Origin of the sequence: Catonella morbi ATCC 51271 (assembly GCF_000160035.2) — a bacterium.
Lineage (GTDB): Bacteria > Bacillota > Clostridia > Lachnospirales > Lachnospiraceae > Catonella > Catonella morbi.
Genome location: NZ_KI535366.1, coordinates 591,088 through 610,727 on the forward strand (window position 1 = coordinate 591,088; position 19,640 = coordinate 610,727).

16 protein-coding genes and 3 pseudogenes are annotated in these 19,640 nt (G+C 37.0%); 2 read left to right on the forward strand and 17 right to left on the reverse strand.

Annotated elements, in window-relative coordinates; translation table 11 throughout:
- Positions 1-195: 195 nt before the first annotated feature.
- The 5 genes and pseudogenes from GCWU000282_RS02660 to GCWU000282_RS16210 form a co-directional block, all read right to left on the reverse strand.
- Positions 196-489, reverse strand: coding sequence for a type II toxin-antitoxin system RelB/DinJ family antitoxin (locus tag GCWU000282_RS02660; protein ID WP_023353450.1), 294 nt, complete (start codon positions 487-489; stop codon positions 196-198).
- A gap of 367 nt (positions 490-856) precedes the next feature.
- On the reverse strand, positions 857-1,537 hold the full coding sequence (locus GCWU000282_RS02665) for a transposase (RefSeq protein WP_023353451.1): 681 nt from the start codon (positions 1,535-1,537) through the stop codon (positions 857-859).
- Between the two features lie 48 nt (positions 1,538-1,585).
- On the reverse strand, positions 1,586-2,788 hold the full coding sequence (locus tag GCWU000282_RS02670; protein ID WP_023353452.1) for an alpha/beta hydrolase family protein: 1,203 nt from the start codon (positions 2,786-2,788) through the stop codon (positions 1,586-1,588).
- Between the two features lie 97 nt (positions 2,789-2,885).
- A pseudogene (locus tag GCWU000282_RS16205) lies at positions 2,886-3,116 on the reverse strand (type II toxin-antitoxin system YafQ family toxin).
- A 342-nt stretch (positions 3,117-3,458) separates the two neighbouring features.
- Entirely contained in the window at positions 3,459-3,803 is a 345-nt protein-coding gene (locus GCWU000282_RS16210) for an integrase core domain-containing protein (RefSeq protein WP_408605479.1), read from the reverse strand.
- A gap of 13 nt (positions 3,804-3,816) precedes the next feature.
- Here GCWU000282_RS16210 and GCWU000282_RS02675 point away from each other — a divergent pair.
- A pseudogene (locus tag GCWU000282_RS02675) lies at positions 3,817-4,174 on the forward strand (IS30 family transposase); the annotation flags it as partial.
- A gap of 264 nt (positions 4,175-4,438) precedes the next feature.
- Here the strand turns inward: GCWU000282_RS02675 and GCWU000282_RS02680 are convergent.
- Positions 4,439-5,125, reverse strand: coding sequence for an ABC transporter ATP-binding protein (locus GCWU000282_RS02680; protein ID WP_023353454.1), 687 nt, complete (start codon positions 5,123-5,125; stop codon positions 4,439-4,441).
- A 241-nt stretch (positions 5,126-5,366) separates the two neighbouring features.
- Between GCWU000282_RS02680 and GCWU000282_RS16560 the strand changes: the two genes are divergently transcribed.
- Positions 5,367-5,507 (forward strand): hypothetical protein, encoded by a 141-nt coding sequence (locus GCWU000282_RS16560; protein WP_023353455.1) that lies wholly within the window; start codon positions 5,367-5,369, stop codon positions 5,505-5,507.
- Positions 5,508-5,580: 73 nt separating this feature from the next.
- On the opposite strand, the pseudogene recQ reads toward GCWU000282_RS16560, so the two are convergent.
- The 11 genes and pseudogenes from recQ to GCWU000282_RS02730 all read right to left on the reverse strand — a co-directional run bounded on the left by recQ (position 5,581) and on the right by GCWU000282_RS02730 (position 19,638).
- Positions 5,581-7,653: pseudogene (gene recQ / locus GCWU000282_RS17475) on the reverse strand (DNA helicase RecQ).
- A 59-nt stretch (positions 7,654-7,712) separates the two neighbouring features.
- A complete protein-coding gene (locus GCWU000282_RS02690) occupies positions 7,713-8,057 on the reverse strand; it encodes a nitrous oxide-stimulated promoter family protein (RefSeq protein WP_035039408.1) in 345 nt (114 codons plus the stop codon).
- A gap of 71 nt (positions 8,058-8,128) precedes the next feature.
- Positions 8,129-8,926, reverse strand: coding sequence for a HEAT repeat domain-containing protein (locus GCWU000282_RS02695; protein WP_023353459.1), 798 nt, complete (start codon positions 8,924-8,926; stop codon positions 8,129-8,131).
- Between the two features lie 238 nt (positions 8,927-9,164).
- On the reverse strand, positions 9,165-9,305 hold the full coding sequence (locus GCWU000282_RS17620) for a DUF6756 family protein (protein WP_408605477.1): 141 nt from the start codon (positions 9,303-9,305) through the stop codon (positions 9,165-9,167).
- A 261-nt stretch (positions 9,306-9,566) separates the two neighbouring features.
- A complete protein-coding gene (locus tag GCWU000282_RS02700; protein WP_023353461.1) occupies positions 9,567-10,715 on the reverse strand; it encodes a cysteine desulfurase family protein in 1,149 nt (382 codons plus the stop codon).
- A gap of 2 nt (positions 10,716-10,717) precedes the next feature.
- The gene (gene dndE, locus GCWU000282_RS02705) at positions 10,718-11,098 is read right to left on the reverse strand and encodes a DNA sulfur modification protein DndE (protein ID WP_023353462.1); all 381 of its coding nucleotides are present in this window, start codon (positions 11,096-11,098) and stop codon (positions 10,718-10,720) included.
- Positions 11,095-13,047, reverse strand: coding sequence for a DNA sulfur modification protein DndD (gene dndD / locus GCWU000282_RS02710; protein WP_023353463.1), 1,953 nt, complete (start codon positions 13,045-13,047; stop codon positions 11,095-11,097). Before dndD ends, dndE begins: the two co-directional genes overlap by 4 nt.
- On the reverse strand, positions 13,044-14,657 hold the full coding sequence (gene dndC / locus GCWU000282_RS02715; protein ID WP_023353464.1) for a DNA phosphorothioation system sulfurtransferase DndC: 1,614 nt from the start codon (positions 14,655-14,657) through the stop codon (positions 13,044-13,046). The genes dndD and dndC overlap by 4 nt, the downstream gene beginning before the upstream one ends.
- On the reverse strand, positions 14,657-15,739 hold the full coding sequence (dndB, locus tag GCWU000282_RS02720) for a DNA sulfur modification protein DndB (RefSeq protein WP_023353465.1): 1,083 nt from the start codon (positions 15,737-15,739) through the stop codon (positions 14,657-14,659). The genes dndC and dndB overlap by 1 nt, the downstream gene beginning before the upstream one ends.
- A gap of 99 nt (positions 15,740-15,838) precedes the next feature.
- Positions 15,839-16,495, reverse strand: coding sequence for a hypothetical protein (locus GCWU000282_RS02725; protein ID WP_156913104.1), 657 nt, complete (start codon positions 16,493-16,495; stop codon positions 15,839-15,841).
- Positions 16,492-19,638 (reverse strand): ATP-binding protein, encoded by a 3,147-nt coding sequence (locus GCWU000282_RS02730; RefSeq protein WP_023353467.1) that lies wholly within the window; start codon positions 19,636-19,638, stop codon positions 16,492-16,494. The genes GCWU000282_RS02725 and GCWU000282_RS02730 overlap by 4 nt, the downstream gene beginning before the upstream one ends.
- Positions 19,639-19,640 lie beyond the last annotated feature (2 nt).

Consider the following 19,640-nt stretch of genomic DNA (forward strand, 5'->3'; position numbering starts at 1 on the left):
GGATATTGTAACTTTTGAGGTAAATAATCCGGGCTTATTTTTGCTTTTAATTCTGAGAATACTGTCAATACTGCCAGATATGGCCATTAAAGTCAACATTACAAATATAAACAAATTATCTGTATGGAGACTTCCCATTTTCAAAACAAATCAGAATGCTTTCCTGTTCGGGAGGCTGTAAGGATCAACTGAGATTTATTTATTGCATAAATGAGCAGAGGGTTCATCAAATAATTCTTTTGCCGAAGTATAACACTTGGCCGGAATTTCTCCGGACATAATAAGCCTTGCTTCATTGATGGCATTTTCTGTTTCCGTGTTAAAACGGGGCTGCTTCATTTCAAAAGGAAGCCCTCCCACCATTAAGGATTTATGAAGAAAAATATTTATAGCATCAGTCACGGTAATTCCGAAACTTGAAAATAACTGCTCGGCACTTGCCTTTGTTTCCGGATCAATACGGACATTGATATTTGCTGTTTTAGACATAGCATTCTCCTCCTGTTTTTACATACATAGTATCGCCTTTTGCAAACAAAGACAATACAAAGTGATACAGGATTGCTACGGCTTATGCCTCAGGGGTCCTTGCAACAATATTCATAATCCACTCATTTTTCTTCGAAAAATGGCTGCTTATTCATATTGTTTGCGCGTCAAAAGATGTAAAATTCTTTTGCAAGCAAGCCCCTCTCGAATTTTAATGCTTTTGACACTTGTACCATTATATGATGTGGGTGTCAAAAGTTGGTTTTAAAATAACTCCCAGCTATGCTAAAAGTTACGTTTGGTCTTTGACAACTGAATAAAGCTGTGCTTTTAATTAAAAATCAGAAATTCAAGGGTATTTTATTCCCTATACCGTTTCAAAGGTTATGCATTTAAGCTTTTTTTTAGTGAAGCGTATCAGTTTACTGAAATTCAGGGCAACAACCTTAAAGCCAAAGAACAGTTTTGTCTTTAGCTTGCCTCTGACCGGCATTTTATCTGCCCTATATTTATTTCTGATAATTGACGGAACAGTCTCAATCCCATTCCTAATCCGGGTTATGAATGTCCTTGCCTCTTCATCCAATCCATACGCTGATTCAAGAACACGTCTCCTAGATTTTAAAGGAATGAGCATAACTGATGTTCTGAGATTCAATTTAGGATTGCACTGTTCACGGTACGAGCATACTTCACATTGGTTTCTGTTAAAGGAAAACCTTATTGAATATGACTGCTTTATGTAGGAACTTCTCTTTGGACTGTTACCGGCAGGACAACTGCTTATGGCAGAGCCTGTTTTATCAAGAGTGAACTTCCCGAAAATCTCCTTTGGCTTACGTCCTAGAAGTCCGGTAGTTAACAAAGTTATATTTTTTTCTGCAGCAAGTCCGGAAGCCTCTTCACTTGCATATGCACTGTCTGCTGTAAGAATTTCGGTATCTTTCAAAGCCTCGGATTTTTGAATATATTCCTTGACGAATGAAGCATCACTTGTGGTGTTAACATCGTATTGATAATCAACTACTACGGAGCTTTTTTCATCCACAGCTTCGACAAGATTTGCGGAATAACCTCTGTGGGATTATATTATATTTTACTCAAACAAAGTATCCAGCCAGTCAAAGACTACATTATTGACAAGTCTTAAATTGTTGACTTGACAGTGGGCATCCGCTCCACTTTCTGCTTCAAATACTTGAAGTTTAGTATGGGAATTTTTGGACTTAACGGCTTCGTAAACCACCTTTGCTTGACGTTGCAATTCTGCACCTTCTCCCTCTCCCATGATAAATAAACAGGGACACTGAATTTTTTGATAGTTTACACCTCTTGCCCGTTTAAAAACTTCATCAATAGCCTTTTTAAAATCAGTAGTTCCAAATTGCCATGCATATTTTTGAAGATTTAAATCAGCAGACTCATTTAAGTTTCCGACCAGTTTTAAAATAGAATTCATCAACCAACTAGGAGTTTTTAAACTGGATCCAAACTCTTTTCTAAACAGTTCGGCAACATCATAAATTGGTGTGCTGGCAATCCACGCATGAATCCTTACATCTTGTTCAACAGCTTGAGCAGTGAAATAACCGCCTCCACTAACACCATAAATAGCTAATCGATTTAATTTAGGATTCTTATTTTGCAACCAATCAATGCATAATGAAATTGGAGTAGCAGCATTCACATCAAAGGTTAGTCCTCTACTTGGATTAGAGCCTTGACCAGGAAGATCAATCATTAAAACATTATAACCTCGCTTCCAGCCGGGGTATCCTGCAAAATAAAACAAATCCTCCCGATACGTATCCCCACCACCAATCATAATTAAGGTTGGACAATCATCGCCATTATGTAGATAATAACCGGGTAAATAGGATTCTTGATAGTGAATAGTCAAATCCTCAATAGGCGCTTTTAATGAACGAATAGCGCCTTTAAAAGCATTTTCCATCTGTTGAACAGTAGGTAGATATTCCTCAGAAAAGGGATTGATAAATTGGATAGCCGAACGGATAGAATAGGTTTGTGCTAGGTAGTATTGAGCTTTAGTTTGTTCACTTAAATCTGGATTACTTAATTTTTGTGCAAGGTAGTTAGCATGAGATAAAAAAACCTCTTTCCAAGCACTTGGTTTTGGCGATTTTCCCAGCTTTTGTGCAAGGTAATAAAGCTCTCCATGTGAAAAACCAAAAATTTCACCAACTCCTAATAACCAATTAAAGAAAAAATCTGTATCACCATTTTTAAAAAATAATCTAGTTGATTGTCGTTTTAGGATGACTTCACTTTCCTTCATGATTTACCTCTATTCTTATTTTCCTAATTTATTATAACTTGCCTGAGAACTATTTATGGGTGGATTAATTAAAGGACAAACGCAAATTGAACTGTCTTTACATCTTAAACAAATCCGCATGACTGCCTGTATCGGCTAACGTTAGGGTCAAAATATCATCTTCAATCAGATAAATCAAGAGCCAATCTGGTTTGATATGACATTCCCTAAAGCTAACAAAGTTTCCTTTGAGTTCGTGGTCACGGTATTTTTCATCTAGTGTCTGTCATAGACGGAGTTTTTCAATCACTTCATCTAAGAGTGCCATCTCTAAGCCTCGCTTTTTAATCCGTTATCTATTGTAAACCATATAATTTACATTGTCAATTATTTGTATTTGTTTAATTGTTTTCTACTCGTCTAAACAGATGAATCATCTGTTTAGGGCGTGCTCATATCGTCGTACACTCATTGTTATCATCACCGTCCTATAGCTGTACTTGACTAATCTCTGTTATTATAGTCATCTCACTTCACTATAGCCACGATTAACCGCCTATGCCTACCCCAGCAGAACAAATCTTATCTGCCAGCATTTCCCCTTTGTTATCCGGTCAAGAGGGGCAAAAAGCCGAGTGCGTGAGATAACTCCAAAGGAATTTTGTGTTCATCTACTCCAACTGTAGGTTTGTCAAACATATGTTACACCCAGCTGAATGAACTCCGTAAGGATAGACTGAGGTGATTTCCACCCAAGAGGACGCATAGGGAAGTTGTTGTAATCCCTCTGGTTGTAGCGCTTAAGCCACTGAGAAAAGTCCTCAAAGGAATAGAAGCTATGGGTAGCATAGAATCGCTCGTTATCCTTGCGGTGACTCCGCTCAACTTTTCCATTATGTCTTGGCGTATAGGGTCGGATTTGCTTATGTGTGATCCCGTACTCATGCAGACGTTTTTGGAATAAGGTGAGGTTTGAAGTGGAGTTGGCCTTAAAACGCTCCGTAAACTCGCTTCCATTGTCAGAGTTATCCCGAATTCAGGACAACTTTGACAATGGAAGCGAGTTTTCAAATCCGCAGGCACTTGAATTTGATGCTCAGGGCAACAGGAGATTAAGGGTCTTTTACTGCGAGCCGTCTTCCCCTTATCAAAAGGGCGGCTGTGAAAACAACCATGAAATGATAAGAAGAATAATACCAAAGGGTGTGGATTTTACTAATTATACACAGGAAGACATAAACCTTATGATGAGCCACATCAATTCATATTCAAGGGCGAAGCATGGAAACAAAAGCTCTTATGATATTTTTGCATTTCAATATGGCAAAAAAATATTAAAGAGTTTAGGTATCCAAAAAAATTTCACCGGATGAAATTACCCTAACTCCTAAGCTTTTAGGCAAATAAGGCGGAAATCGCCGGTTAAAAGATGAACTTCTAACCCATGCATAAAGGGTGGATTTTACTTATTCCGGATTTTGGAAGGTAAACTCGACTCCTGTTTGTTATGCAAAAAATTAGGTCATACTCTTCCTGCAAGGCTGATTATAGCATTTTTTTCAGACAATGTATACATCGGATTTTAATTTATACAAAATTTGTAAAAAGTAACTTCCACCCTTTGGCTAAAATAAAAAATCTAAACTCAAGTGTGGAAGTTACTTTTTCAATTCACCAAACTATATAAATTTGATTTTTGTCATTGACAGTCTCAGGGAAATCCTTGACTACCCCGTATTTTAGGATTAAGACCCTGCCGCTTAGCTTCTGTACCACTTCCATTTGATGCGTTGTAAGTATCACAGCCATGCCTTTTTCTTTTATCAGTCTGTTCAGGTTGTCGATAACTGAATTTTTGCTTTTTATATCTAAGCCAAGCGTTGGCTCGTCTAATAAGAGAAGCTTTGGCGACTGCATAAGGGAGATTATAAGAGCCGGTTTTTGCTGCATTCCTCTTGAGTATTCCCCGACAGGCTTATCTATAGCTTCTCTAAGTTCAAAATCATCTATGTATTTTTCTATATCCTCACTTTTACTGTCAATATTTGATAAGCTTGCAAAATACTTGATATTCTGCCTACCGGTAAGATAGTCATACACATTGGTACTGGATTCAAGCAGAGCGCTTACTTTGTTAAAATATTCACTATTTTTGCATTTATCTATAGCTTTTCCATCAAGCTCAATCTCTCCGGAGTCAGGCTTAAGCATTTTTAATATGCAGTTTATAATAGTCGTTTTTCCTGCTCCGTTGTTGCCTAAAAGACGGACTATCTCTCCCTTTTTTACTTCAAAAGATACATCTTTCAGGACTTCTTTGCTGCGGAAAGATTTGCGCAGGTTGGTTATTTTAAGCACTTATTTTCTCCTCACATTTGAACTTATATAGTGTGTATATGTAATTCTATTATATAAAAGTATAACAAAAATATCTATTATAATTCATACTGTTGTTTATATAGATTTGGGCTTAGACAAGGGCGATGAAGAAATAATCAATATAAATAAAACTCAGTAAATACACTGCGATACAGACAGCACAAAAGTCTTGCAATTTGCAATACAAAATAGTCAAATATCCTTGAAAGGATGTGATTTGATGGCTAATATCAGCCCTGTTTCAGATCTTCGCAATTACAATACCGTACTGGAAAAAGTCTCTGTCGGCTCCCCTGTTTATCTAACAGTAAACGGAAGAGGTAAGTATACAATTAGGGATATTGCCGAAGATGAAGATTAAGTATTAAAACTATTCTAGCTAAACGGCAGATAGGTCTAGTTTGACCTATCTGCCGTTTGAAGCATCTGAGGTTTTAATCTATCAAGCCATGCCTTTTTAATCTGGCAAGAATTCCTCCGCTTGTTCTATCATGAATCTTCGCAATTTCAGAAATTCTCATGCCTGATTTATATTCAGCATCAAGTTGAACATCCTCAGCTTCTGTCCAGGCTGCTCCCGCACCATTCGGACGATTCATTTTTCTGTTATAGTCCACCCTGCTTGAATAGACCTCTTCTTTGGCTTCATCTTCATCTTTTATACTTGTAATTGCATTTGGATTATCATTGAAATATCTGCATATAGCCTCAAGAAATTTATCTCCATACTTACTATACTTCGCTTCTCCCACTCCCATAACATTTAACATTTCCGATTTATTACGAGGAGCCTTGGAACTCATATCTACAAGAGTCTTATCACTAAATATAATATATGGCGGCAAAGCTTCTTCTCTGGCTATATTCAGTCTTAATTGTCTTAGATTTTCAAATAACTCATATCCCATCTTTGTTAGAGAATCTTTGCTTCTCTTTTGGCTCTTTTTCAAGTTTTTCTCAACTTCTTTTTCTTTGCAGGCTCTAACGATAACACGGGTATTTTCATCCTTCAAAGGCTCAATATTGCCCATTTTAACTACACTGTATTTATCAGCTGTCTGATACAGATATCCGTCCATTAACATCTGATTAATCAATAACCTTAATTCTGCTTCTGAATGTTCTTTAAGTGCACCGTAAGTACGATATGAATTTGTTCCAAGTTCTTTTATCCTTGCACGATTAGCTCCAAGAAGTGTCCCTAATACAATATTAAGTCCATATCTTCCTTTAGTTTCATACACGCAGTTGATTACTGTTTTCGCCTCAGAAGTCATGTCAGTTTTATCAAAATCACTATCACAGTTTCCGCAATTTTCACAAGGCTCTCCTCTTTTTTCACCAAAGTATTCCAGTATATAGTTACGAAGACAGCCTGACGTTCTACAATAACCTTCCATAATCTGAAGCCTTTTAATATCACGTTGTTTAATTAATTCAATATCTTCATAAGGCAGATCTATAAAATCCTTGTGCTCCAAAAGATATCTACAAAGAACCATATCTTGAGCAGAAAAAAGCAATATACACTGTGATGGTTCACCATCCCTCCCTGCACGCCCTGCCTCCTGATAATAATTTTCCATGCTTTGAGGCATGTTATAATGTATAACAAAACGAACATCGGACTTGTCTATACCCATTCCAAAAGCATTCGTTGCAATTATTATCTGACATCTGTCATATATGAAATCTTCCTGACTCTTTTTTCTGTCATCATTATTCATTCCTGCATGATATCCGGTTACTCTAATCCCTTTATCAACCAGCAATTCATAAAGCATATCTACATTTTTTCTCGTAGCACAATAAATTATTCCGCTGTCAGCCGGATGTTCTTCTATGTAGTTAGTGATAAAATCAGCTTTTTTCTTAGTATTCACAACATTAAAATACAAGTTCTCACGGTCAAATCCTGTTACAGTCACTTTAGGATCCTGTAATTTTAATATACAATAAATATCATTCTTCACTTCTTCTGTGGCTGTTGCCGTAAATGCACTGACAATCGGCCTTTTATTTAATGAATCAATGAAATCAATAATTTTTAAATAACTTGGTCTAAAATCCTGTCCTCACTGTGATATACAATGTGCCTCATCAATTGTTATCATTGAAATATCAACCTTACCGGCAAAATCCATAAAACCGGAACTTTCAAGTCTTTCAGGTGCCACATAAAGGATTTTAAATTTTCCTGCAATAGTATATTCATATACTTTAGAAATCTGTACCTCTGTAAGTGAAGAATTAATATATCCTGCATGAACACCTGCTTCATTTAATGCTTTTACCTGATCCTGCATTAATGAAATAAGTGGTGAAATCACAATAGAAATTCCGGGCAAAATCAGTGCTGGTACCTGGTAGCAGATTGACTTCCCTGCTCCTGTCGGCATAACTGACAGAGTATCTCTGCCACTCAAAATTGCACTGATAATCTCTTCCTGACCTGTTTTAAATGAGTCATAACCAAAATAGAATTTTAGTGTTTCTACAGCATTCATTATAACTGTTGCCTTTCTTACCTTATATTACTGATAGTTTAGATATATATCTATATTTTTCAAGATTTGTGCCACTTATCTTGTATTTTATTTTTAACACTCTCCAACATATGCCTGATTGCCACAACCGGGTGATAGAATATTAGGCGTGGCCCCGAAAAGCGCATTACTTCCCTTATTTTTTCTCTCATCTCAGGCTTGTAACAATGCACTTTACAACCGGAGCAAAATGTCTTTGTCTCCATAAACGGACAGTTACTGCTACGAAGCATAGCATATTCATATAATGACCTGCAAGAAGGGCAAAGTGAATTTTGGCTTCCATGCTTCTTTTTACAGTACAGCTTTATCATAAGAGTAACGAGCTCTTTTTCCTGCTGTCTTTTTGCCTCTGTTTTATCCATTATTTCCTTTTTCTCCTTCACTTGCAATACATCTTCCGGATAATAACTGTACAACATCATTTAATCAATAATCACACACCATACTTGCTTAAAAACCTTACAGCAGAATTTCCTGCCTTTTCTATTTTTGAAATTTCTCTATTTTCTAAATCAGATGAAGACAGCCATCTTTTTCCAAACAAGGTTTGAGACGCTTCTATCATAATACCGCAGGCATACAAGTCTTTTTCACCTTCAATAGCCTGAGCAAATGTTTTTGCTGTTTCTTTTTTTATTATTTCTGCCTTTACTCTATGAAATGACATTTGCATAAGGCTTGATGCAGACCAAGCTCGGCAAAGAGCATCATTATCACTTAACATTTGCCTTGTTAAAATATCTATCTCTTCTGATGAGCCTACCCAGCCAAAGGCTATGATTACCTTTTGGCGTAGATTACTGTCCTTAGTTTCTATGAGTAAAGCCAGAATAGGAATAAGTTTATCGCAAAAAACCACATAAAAATCTTTATGTTTCAATTTAGTAAGAATTTCTGCTATAAGAAAAGCAGTAAATACCCTTAGCTTTTCATCTTTAGGCTGAGCCAACCGGTCAAACAAAAACTCAAGTCCTTCTGCCCCATGTTTATCAAAACTGCTTTCCAGTCGCAGATTTTTACCTTCTTCCCAGTCTTTGCAAACAAGCTCATAGTGATAAGTTATCTCTTTACAAACACCCAAATCAGCAATGAATTTGATTCTCTCTATATCGGGAAAATTTTGTTCCGCCAATTTATTGTAAATTTCCTGTAATTCTTCCAGTGTTAGATTTTCCCTGCAAAGCCTCTCTGCCTCTATCTCATTTATGATTTTATCTGTTGAATTTGGCATTATTCTTATCTCCTTGGTAAGGCTATTTTATCAGTTTTTTAGTTCTTTGGGTAACAATATGATTATATCATAGTTCATTGTCTTTTTTATACCTTTACTTATTTATATACATAAACTTATGCGACTTCAGTCCATTTTACATAGACTCCTTCTGATTATGGAACTACATTCCCTAATTAGAAACTTATGCCTTCTTTCAAAAAAACTTTAATTTCTTTAAAATTTCTGCAAATTCATCTTATCCGAAACAAGAAATATCAAGTGTATCACCTACAAATGATACAATATCCTCATGATTTTCACTGATTAACCACTCAAATTTTTTCGATACAATATAAAAATCATCTAAGCAATTCACATTCCCAATAATACAAATCAATTATGAATACACAGTTCGTATACTGAATTGTAATGAAATATAACACTATAGTTTATATTGATTAGGCACTTGTCTAAATTAAAATTCTTCATCTGAGACCTAAAGTACGCAGAAATTCAATATCAACCAATCCTGTATGTATCCCTCTTACGACACTAATCCGAGAATACATAATTAAACTAAGAACAGATTCTGTATTCAGACACCACATATTCTTTAAGCACTCCACTTTTCAAATCCCAGCCTGCCATATCATCTTCCTTAAACTAATTCTTTAGCCACCTGCAATAATGCATTAAATGATTCTTCTAGTTCCTTCAGTTCGGTATTTCTCCCCCAGCTGATTCTAATCGTACTTTCTATTGTGTCAGCATCCAATCCCATCGCCTCCAACACGTAGCTAAGCTTGTAAGAGTTAGAATTACAAGCAGCTCCGTTTGAGATTCCACAGAACTGTTTTGTAGCTAACATCAGTGCCTCTGAAGAAACCCCTTCAATATACAAACTCAATGTCGAATCCACACAGTACTCCTGATTTCCATTCAGACCATACCTTAACCCAGATTCATCCAAGAGCTTTAGAATTATAGTCTTACACTCTTTATTATGTTTTTTTAAATCATCACATTCCAAGACAGACAATTCACTAGCCTTGCCCAGTCCCGCGACTAATGCAATGGGAACCGTTCCTGGTCTCAACCCACGCTCTTGTTGACCTCCAAACATAAGATTCTTAATAGGCGGAAGTTTATAATGCTTCTTTCTAAGAATAAGCGCACCTATACCCTGCGGTCCATATATCTTATGTGCACTCATTGCCAATGTGTCATACTTTACTTCTCGAAGTTCATCCACCAATTTGCCAAAGCTTTGAGTCGCATCGACATGAAAGAAAGCTTCTTTCTCAGCCAGAAAATCCCCGATCTCCTTAATTGGCTGTATAATCCCCGTTTCATTATTTACATGCATCACGCAGACTAATAGCGTATCATCACAGACACGTGAAATGACATCTTCGCTTGAGACTCTTCCGGATTTATCTGGATCCACAATTTCAACTTCAAAGCCATAACGTGACATACTTTTAACAGACTCTAACACAGCCTTGTGTTCAATAGCTGTAGTAATTATGTGTTTCTTACCATTCTCCATTCCATACTCACGAAGCCCCTGAATAACCATATTATTACTTTCTGTTGCTCCGCTTGTAAAAAAGACTTCATTCTTATTGATTTCAAGAACTGAAGCCACGCTTGTCCTGGCTGCTTCAACAATTTTTCTCGCTTCGTCACCATATTCATGAGTACGACTATCAGAATTACCATATTTATTCCGATAAACATCTACCATAGTCTCTAAAACACGCTCGTCAATCGGTGAAGAAGCGTTATAATCCAGATAAATACCCATAATCACGCCTCCATTGCCAAATTCAGCAAGTCGTCAATTGACTTGATAAAATTTGTTCCCGCCAAATACGATATTCCACGTTCGAGATGTAGTTTAAAATATTTAGATACATTTTCTTCTGTTGGTTCAATATCTTTCTCGATACACCATTCAACAACAATTGCCTCATATAACTCATTAAACTCGCCTGCAAAGGTATACCAGGACATCTCTAAGTTACTATCTGCATTAATAGGAATGTCTGTAGGTAGCGTATTTTCATGAAGCGAGTAACACAATGCCCACCTGCATAGTACATTCCAGTTCTTTATACCTGTTTTTCCTTTAAGTCTTGATAGCTTTTCTTTAGATTGGCTCGACAGCTTTATTTGTTTAACAATCACTTTGTTTCCTCCATGTAATACCCTGTGTTAATGGTAGTCGATTTACTGTTTTCATCATAAACAAGAGTAAATTCATCCCCTATATTACCTTTCATCATATTGTAATAAGTGTTGTCTATTTCAGAGTCAGTAGACAAAATGATAGTTTGATCACTTGCTTTAGGGAAATAAACTTTAATTAGTGACTGCCGATGAACCGAATCCAATCTTGAAAGAGGCGTATCAATAATGACCGGTAGTCGCTTATTAGAGCAAATAGCCAATGACCATAGCAATGCAATCACCATCATTTGCTTTTCTCCGGCAGACAATGATTTTCCTGGTACTTCCACACCCTCTTTATTCAGATAAATCATATCAAGCGAAACCGGATCCATTTCTATTCTATCAATCAAAGTCTTCTTACTAGCTAACAGCTTATAACATTTTGTCATTGTCCTAGCTACTTCAGATACTTTGCTTGTTTGTAAAACAACTCGATACTTTTCAATAATCGTTGTTGCCAGGTTTGCGTATTTTATGATTCGATCTCGATCATCATTAAGTTCAACTTTCTTAAGATATGCCTCAACCTTGCGATTGAAATCAGAAGCTGCTTGTATCATTGCTCCATTAAGGCTCTTTCGTTTTTCCTGTTCAAGCTCTAACTTTGCTTCAATCTCCGTCTTTTTCTGTTCCAGCTTCTTGATCTTTTTGTATAAAGCATTTATAGCCATTTCATCAATATCCACAGAAAGATAGCTGTCTATTTGATCAACTTCGTACCTACTTTTCTCCATCCGATCCTGGGCAGCCTGTGTAGCCAATTTTTTATCAACAAGACGCTGATCTAGTAACAGTTGTACCTGAGCCAATGCTGCATCTGACAAATCAAATGTAACATCCTTGCCCTTCACAGTATTTTTTTTCTTGAAATAATTCAGAAAAGCCTTTATTTCTTTTTCTTGGCCACCTTTATCGCTAATATAGGCCGGAAGTGCTTTCAGCATCTTTTCTAGTACGACACCTATTGTTTTCTGATTATGCTCAATTTCAGATTTTTCCCTGATGTTGAAAAGCAAATCTCTAACCAATAAAAGTGGTAATTCTGATGCTGCTGCATTTAAGAGCTCATCATTTATACCTTGGGTTTTAGCACGTAATAGAGATCTTTGCTCAATCAATCCTTGACGCTGATTGACAATATCCCCGCCCTTTGCAATATACTCTTCATTAGACTTATCAATACTACGTTGCGCATCTGACAAATCTGCTAATAAACTGGCAATTTTCTCATCGGAACGAGCAAGTTTCTCTACAGATTCCTCTTTAGCTTTTCGCAATTTTTCCAGCTCCTCAGCCTCCGCAGCATCAACGCTAGACTTTGCTGCCCTTGCGATAACACGATTCAAATCATTTTCCAGATGATCCAAAACAGTTATTCCCAGTAACGCTTTGATAGACTCTTTCATCTGCGCACTTGTACTCTCACCTGCGAGAGTTGCAATCTTTTCGCCATCAAAGAAGAAAAAGCTTGAAAGTGCGCTAGGAAGTACATTCTCCATAAACATAGCCCAATTGTCCGTCAAAAATTGGTTGTACTCTCCATCTTTATAAACCGTAACTGACTCTGATGTTCTCGCGCCATTACCATTCCATTCTCTTTTTATCCTGTATTTATCAGTTCCATTTGCATTCATGCAAAAGGTTAATTCTACATATGTTTCTTTAGACCCATCTGCGACATTTACGTATGATTTTAAGTATTGACCATATGTTTGTCCGCTTCCTTCAGAGTACGCAAAGGAGTTCTTCCCATACAGTGAAAGAAGAACTGCCTCCAGAAATGTTGTCTTACCTCGTCCGTTTAATCCGCCAATTAATACAATCGGTTTATTTGCTTTAAATTCAAATACGTTTGTTCCTGCATAAACGCCAAAGTTATGTAATTTGAGTTCTTTAATTATCATTGATCTGCCCCTTCTGGTACATCTTCAAATTCTTCACCTTCATCTTTGACGTTAATAAAGAATCTTTCATTATATTTACCGCCCATATCTTTTTTTCGCTGAAGCTGTTTACGATAATAGTCTGTAGCATCTTCTTCATCCGAATAAAAGTCTTTCTTCATACACTGTTCTAACATATCGAGGATTCCTTTCCTGTCATGCATCCCAGTCGCTCTACTTTCTACATCTATTAGACTAGCTATCATATCCAGAGCAAGATTATCCCTTACAGTCTCAAGTTTTTCTGCATTCGCCCCAGTAACCATAGCCTCTTTCGTATCTCGAGAATTAGAAAACTGCTCAGTTCCTAAAACCTCATCGCAAACTTGCCCCAACAAATTCCATTCGTTTTCGCCAAAAGCTTCCGAACCAATCCACTCTGGATCATCAAAATCTTTCCCTATGACTTCCTCGTATATCCTCGGAAGTGAATCATCAAACTCATGCTTATCAAATACCCAAATGCGTCTAATGCATCGTAATTCAGGGATAGATATCAATTCATAATCAGAAAACTCTTCTGGACCATATTTCTGTATTTCAACCTGCTTTTCCAACAGTTCTCTTAACCATTGTTCTCTCCATTCTTTCAAATAAGGCCCATGGTGGAGCTGTTCATAGCTTCCCTGCAAATACCCCTGCATCTTTTTAAAGCTTCTTCTACCTCTGTCTTTATCCTCGTCACCAAAGCGATTTCTAAACTCAAGCAGCGGAGTCATCCATGCCTTTTCATCTTCATTAGAAATCATTGCTTCCATTGACTTATCTTTTTCAACCATAGTACAAACCCAACATCCAAATCTGCTTTGTCCGCAAGTAGGTTGATTTTTCTCTGTCATCATAGGGCATTCTTTATCCTCAGTTGCACTCATATATAGTGTTTGTAATTCGTGATTGGATAAGCCCCATGGATTCTCATACTGCATCAAAAACACCCAAACATCGTTATTGGTCCAATCCTCCAAAGGCGAAAAAACAAGCTCGTTTGCTAAAGTAGGATTGGGACTCAAAAGCTCTCTAACTCTCTTTTTTTCATAATAAGTCATTGTCCTAGCACGAGCCGCACTTTCTGCTTTTCTCGTTCCCAAAACTAGTATAATTTCGCCATGCTCAGCGATTTTATCCTTAACGAACTTGTTGACCGGTTGAATCTTTAATCTATCAGTACACCAGCGAAGTTTTTTCCTCGGAAAAGGATATCCTCGTCCTATAAAGTTAACCCAATAAGTATTATCAACCGCAGGAGTTAATCTATGAGTCACAAATAACGTATTTACTTTTGATGGAATCTTTGAGCTGCTCTCATCCATCATTTTCAAGGATTTTTCAACCCATTTTTCTATAACCGGAGATTCGACAAGTGTATCTGTATTGATTACATGAACAACTTTAGTCAGTTTTTCCGCTGGTAATTCTCGAAGTGCATACCACACGAGCTGCAAGGTTGCAGTGCTATCCTTTCCTCCCGAATACCCTATGACCCAGGGTATATCATCCGCAAGGTACAGATTGCGTATTGTATCTTTTAGGCCTTCGATTTTATCTTTATTTATTGTTATTCCAGATGCCATTACTTTATACCACCTTTACTTTCGTTTATCATGAGTTCCTCACGTTTTTCCTCGTCTTTCGACAGTGGAATTCCCAAACATTTTTTTAAATAGTTTCCTGCAAGAATAATCGCGTTTTCATTATTCATGATTTTACCATCCTCACGTATAATGCGCCCATTCCAGGCTGGATTATTTCTACTCCAGTCAACTTTTGACAATTTTTTTAGATACTTCTCAATATTTACTCCTTGGGTCTGATAAAGCCATACTCCAATCCTACTGAATGACAGCAACGTAACCCCTAAAGTAACAACATACTCTTCTCTCAAAGTAGCCTTGGTTATTGCTCTGATTTCAAGTTCCTGTAATTCCGGAATATTACATGTAACGTTATTCCAAAAAGAATGCAAAAAACGTTCGTCCTCAAGCGTAACTTCAGAGCCACCTATGATTTTCCTATTCACACGGAAAATTGTGTATAACGTAAACAGTTTAGACGAGTTTTTTCCTAAGTTATCCTTCTCTAAGTCCGTGTACTTGTTTAAAAAAGGATTATCTCTGACAATTCCCTTTGTCAGAACAGCAAGAGGATCTCTAGTCTCAAAACATGTGTTGATTGAATTCGAACTTTTTTGAGCATTCATATTCAAATCCGTAAACATCTGCTGGCTCTTTTCAAGCCCCCGATCTTCAAATAGCACAACTGAAATCGTTTCGTCTTCCAGTGTTTCATCCTCTGCCAGTGCCTGAGCTATAGCTGCACGCCTATGTTGTCCGTCATTGATCAACATCTTTGCATCCATACTAATTTTCAGCAGACCGGTGTTTTCTAATTCCTTGCTCTCTTGGAAGCTGAACTTACCATCAATTGATGCCGTAAGTGATGAAAAGATGTATGAATCACGATTCTCCAAAATGTAAGTCTTGATTTCCGGTATTCTTGATTCATTCAATCTTCTCTGTGCTCTGAACTCAGGCGGGATATATTCGATTGGTTCAGGCAAGAGTTTTACAAGATACTTTAACGGTATCATCGTGATATAGTATTCGCGTCCCGCTTGGATACCCTTAACTGCAGGAAAATTGTACGTGAAATCCATCTTTCATCTCCATAAAAAATATACTTAAGTAGTTACGTAAGTAGCTACTTAAGTATACCATTCTATCGTATGATCGTCAAATAAAATCTTGTGTTATTTTTACTGCCCAAATGTAAGTTTTATCCGTTTTTTAAGGTTTTCTTTCTCTATCCACTCCAGGACATCAGATGTCAAATCCTCCAATGAAGCCCGATGCTCCATCATCTTTTTTAAGAACTCTACTATTGAATCATTAAGCTCCAATTTCCCAATTAGTTCGTTAGCTTCATCTAACGCTTCCGTCATTCTAATGACATCATTAACGTTAGCATTCCAACTTGCCGTTGCGTTAATGTCACTTATCAATGACGTTGCTTCAGCATCTGATAGATTTCTAGCAATGCCCAAGATTTCTCTAATCGAGGATGTTTTTCCGGTATGATAAGTCTTCCACTCTTCTACAAGTGCTCCGTTTATTTCTCGGTTCATACCATTTATTCTGGCCGTATCAGCCGCTTTGACATGCCTTTGAGCTATAGCCATCTTGCATGTTTCAAGCATCTCAGCAATTTTCTTAGAAACTTCTTGAGTTTCTTCGAAATCAGCCCCTTCTCTCACACCACATAAATGTGTGACTGTCTGTTTTACACCATTAATGGCGTTTGTAAAATTAGCATCAATGTTATGCTGTTCACTACTCTTCTGAGCTTCCTCATCCCTTACTTTGAAATCAGACACAACGGCAGTATTTGTTTCAATCAAATCTATCAACATCACTTATTCACCGCCCTTTCATATAGTCCGATGCATTCTTCTACTATTTTCTTCTCATTTTCATAAGGCAAGTCAGGCTTTTGTTCTGTACCAGATTCAAAGCCACCACTCTTCTTTTTAATCTGGCCATTTACATTTTCCATATCTTTGACTACCTTATTCACCAAGGTCCTAAAGTCGCTAATGACCTGAAGCGGGTCGTGTGACATCAGAATTAAGACCTCTATCATATCCTTTTCTTCAATTATCTTCTCTATGTCCTCTAATGCCCTACTAATATCACCTCTTTTGGTCTTAACCTTGTTAATAAGATTAGCGTCATAAGCAGCGAATAATTGCGCCTTATTCACTTCGTCATAATATCCTTTTATCTTTTCAACAAGTTCTAGTAGCTCCGTTGATTTCATTGAAGAAACACCAAGCACAGCTTTTAGCTCATCATGGACTTCGGTTATTTTTTGCAATTCGCTTTGATATGCCTTATCGACTCTAGTGACTATTTTTTCAAACTGAACTCTAAACTCGTCTCTGGTAGTGACTTTATCCTTTTTACTACTCTCATCACATTCCAGAGTCAGCAATGCCTTCTTAACCTTGTTAAAGAGCGCATCAAACTCAGGTCGGTTTAAATATATCTTTGAGCCGCCCCTTGTACCCTGTATAAGATTAAAATACTGTAATACAACCTTTCGATTTTCTTTATGTTTATCTGTACTTAGAATAGTATCAAGCAATCTATTCCAATCCAATGAATGCTCAGACAACTCAGCTTTAGCGCATAAGTCATTTTCTAAGAATAGCTCAGAGGAATACTTTTTCCACCGACAATCAATTTGGCCAAAAAAGATTTGCCGGAACAATTCCGATCCGAAAGCATATTCTTGGTAAATACACTCGCTTTTGTCAAATGATTTGACAGCATTAACAATGGCTCCCTTATTCTTTTCTGTCCATGTTTCAACTACTAATGCAAAGTAATCACCGTTTTCAAAATTCCAGGTTTTATTACCTAGCTCCGTCCATCTTATGAACGCTTCTACTATTTCCTGGTTTTTCCTCGTTGCTTCAATAACATATAAAACTCTATCTAAACCACTTGACTGATTCTGGAAACCAATAAAGTTCTTATATTTTGAATTGCTTATTTTATCAAGTGTATCTAGTGAAACTCCTTCACTCTGCCAGTTTATAGCGGACACAATATACTTAGTTATCTCATCTCTGGCATTGCTAAGTAAAACAACATTGTCGGTAGTGGCACCTACATTAATCTTTGAACCACCAACCCATTTATTTAAAGCATCTATGGCATTGTTTATTCGTTTTACCGATGTCGCATTCACTTGCTCCACCGGTGATGGTGGAGTTGTTTTATCAGGCTTTGGAGCTACAGTGGGTTTTACCGTAGGCTGAACAGCCGAAGCTTTAATAATTGTCATATTAGACAAAATCGGCAAACCCAACTCACTGTAGATGTTCTCAGGAACTCCAGCAATTAATCTTGTGCCGTCATCCAAAACTATTACGTTATCTTTAGCATTTCCCCAAAGACACGTGAACAAATATAATCTCTCTTTTACATCGTCTCCAACATTCGTCAAGTTGAAGATTCTAGTTCTAAGAGCAGACGAGTCATTTCCGTTATACGGTTTAAGTTCAATGTTCGGAAAACTGTCCAAACGATATAAAGCATCCTTAACAATCGGTTCAATGATATATTGTAAAATGTATCTTGGAGTTCTCAGCTGCTTCGTCGACAACCTGAAGTTATATAAGTTTCGAATTGCCGATTTTGTAAACGGATATAAACACAACTTCTTTCCAGAACTAGTTGTATAGCATTCCCAGTCTTTTCCCTCTGTAACACTATGAACAGGATATTTCTCAGACGATGCCCCTTCTAAAATCCATTGCTGTAATGCCTCAGTTTCAAGAGACATAGAGTTAAGGTAACGAGCAACAAATTCATATAAGTAATCGTCATTGAACACATCATTGGGCAGGTTGATATATAAAGACACTCTGTCTCTGTAGTTTGTTTTGAAAGTATCCTTAAAATATCCTGATGTTATACCAATTACCGAAGAAATGCGGCACAGATCCTCATTTCCATATCCGGTATGTTCTGTTGTCAACGCATTAAGTAGCGCTGCATTAACACCGGTAAAGGATGTAATATCCTCAATAAGAATCGTAAGACGCTTCCCATCATTTTTAAGTGCCCTTCTTATATCTTTAAAGATCTCCTCAAAGTCACCTGACTCCAAGCCAGAACAGCGTTGAATCACAACGTCTAGAAACTGATTCAAATACTTTGCTATTGCATCCTTTTTTTCGGGATTCAATGATAATTTTCTAGCCATTTTAATAGTGTCTTTGTCGGCATTTTCTTCAATATCTTCTATATCATCGTCGTTAAAATCAAAATCTTCAGCCAAGAAAAATGCATCAATATCACTGGCAACTTTACCTGATTGTGCGACCTTCATATAGATTCTATCTATCGGTCCATCGATCTCAAGCATTCTGCTCTGTACTTTTTTATACTTCAGAAAAGCAACGAGTTTTCTTTTCTCATTAGGGCTAATATCTGCCTTATCTTCGCCTTCGCTATTATCATCCTCATATTGATCCTCATCATGTTCAACTTCCAATATGAACTTTGACAGTATTTCACCCTTAAGTTTGTTCTCGTCAATAACAGCTGTAGCTTCTACTAGTCTTTTATATACTTCTTTATTAGCAATTGCAGATATCTCTGGCTTATCCAGCAACTGCTTTATGGTGCCTTTTAGAGTATTATCACTTCTTCTTACAAAAAGAATTACTTCATCTTCAGGTCTCTCATTGAGAAGCCTCTCGTTAAACCACCTTATAAGGTGTGATTTACCTGCACCACTTTCACCTACAACCAACAAAAGCTGATGATTATCGTCTGGACGAAAAATAAACCGTGAAATTACATCTTCCTCACTTTTTGCCTCCTGAAACCTTACAGATCTAGAAGAATCTGTAGGATCAAACTTCGAATACAGTTCAATATTGTTGACTACAACATGGGTTGCCAAAAAATCAGATCGTGACGTTGTCATCGTATCCGGGCGAAGAACTTCATTTATTCTTTTTTTTGCTATTTCTGTATTCATCT

Bases quoted from the DNA above. Each gene is read 5' to 3' on its own strand.
- GCWU000282_RS02700 (WP_023353461.1), bottom strand. From the start codon at position 10,715: ATGGGTATTTATCTGGATTATAACGCTTCTTCACCGATTGACGAGCGT.
- GCWU000282_RS16560 (WP_023353455.1), top strand. From the start codon at position 5,367: ATGGCTAATATCAGCCCTGTTTCAGATCTTCGCAATTACAATACCGTA.
- GCWU000282_RS02690 (WP_035039408.1), bottom strand. From the start codon at position 8,057: ATGGATAAAACAGAGGCAAAAAGACAGCAGGAAAAAGAGCTCGTTACT.
- dndD (WP_023353463.1), bottom strand. From the start codon at position 13,047: ATGATAATTAAAGAACTCAAATTACATAACTTTGGCGTTTATGCAGGA.
- dndB (WP_023353465.1), bottom strand. From the start codon at position 15,739: ATGGATTTCACGTACAATTTTCCTGCAGTTAAGGGTATCCAAGCGGGA.
- GCWU000282_RS02730 (WP_023353467.1), bottom strand. From the start codon at position 19,638: ATGAATACAGAAATAGCAAAAAAAAGAATAAATGAAGTTCTTCGCCCG.
- dndC (WP_023353464.1), bottom strand. From the start codon at position 14,657: ATGGCATCTGGAATAACAATAAATAAAGATAAAATCGAAGGCCTAAAA.
- GCWU000282_RS02695 (WP_023353459.1), bottom strand. From the start codon at position 8,926: ATGCCAAATTCAACAGATAAAATCATAAATGAGATAGAGGCAGAGAGG.
- GCWU000282_RS02670 (WP_023353452.1), bottom strand. From the start codon at position 2,788: ATGAAGGAAAGTGAAGTCATCCTAAAACGACAATCAACTAGATTATTT.
- GCWU000282_RS02660 (WP_023353450.1), bottom strand. From the start codon at position 489: ATGTCTAAAACAGCAAATATCAATGTCCGTATTGATCCGGAAACAAAG.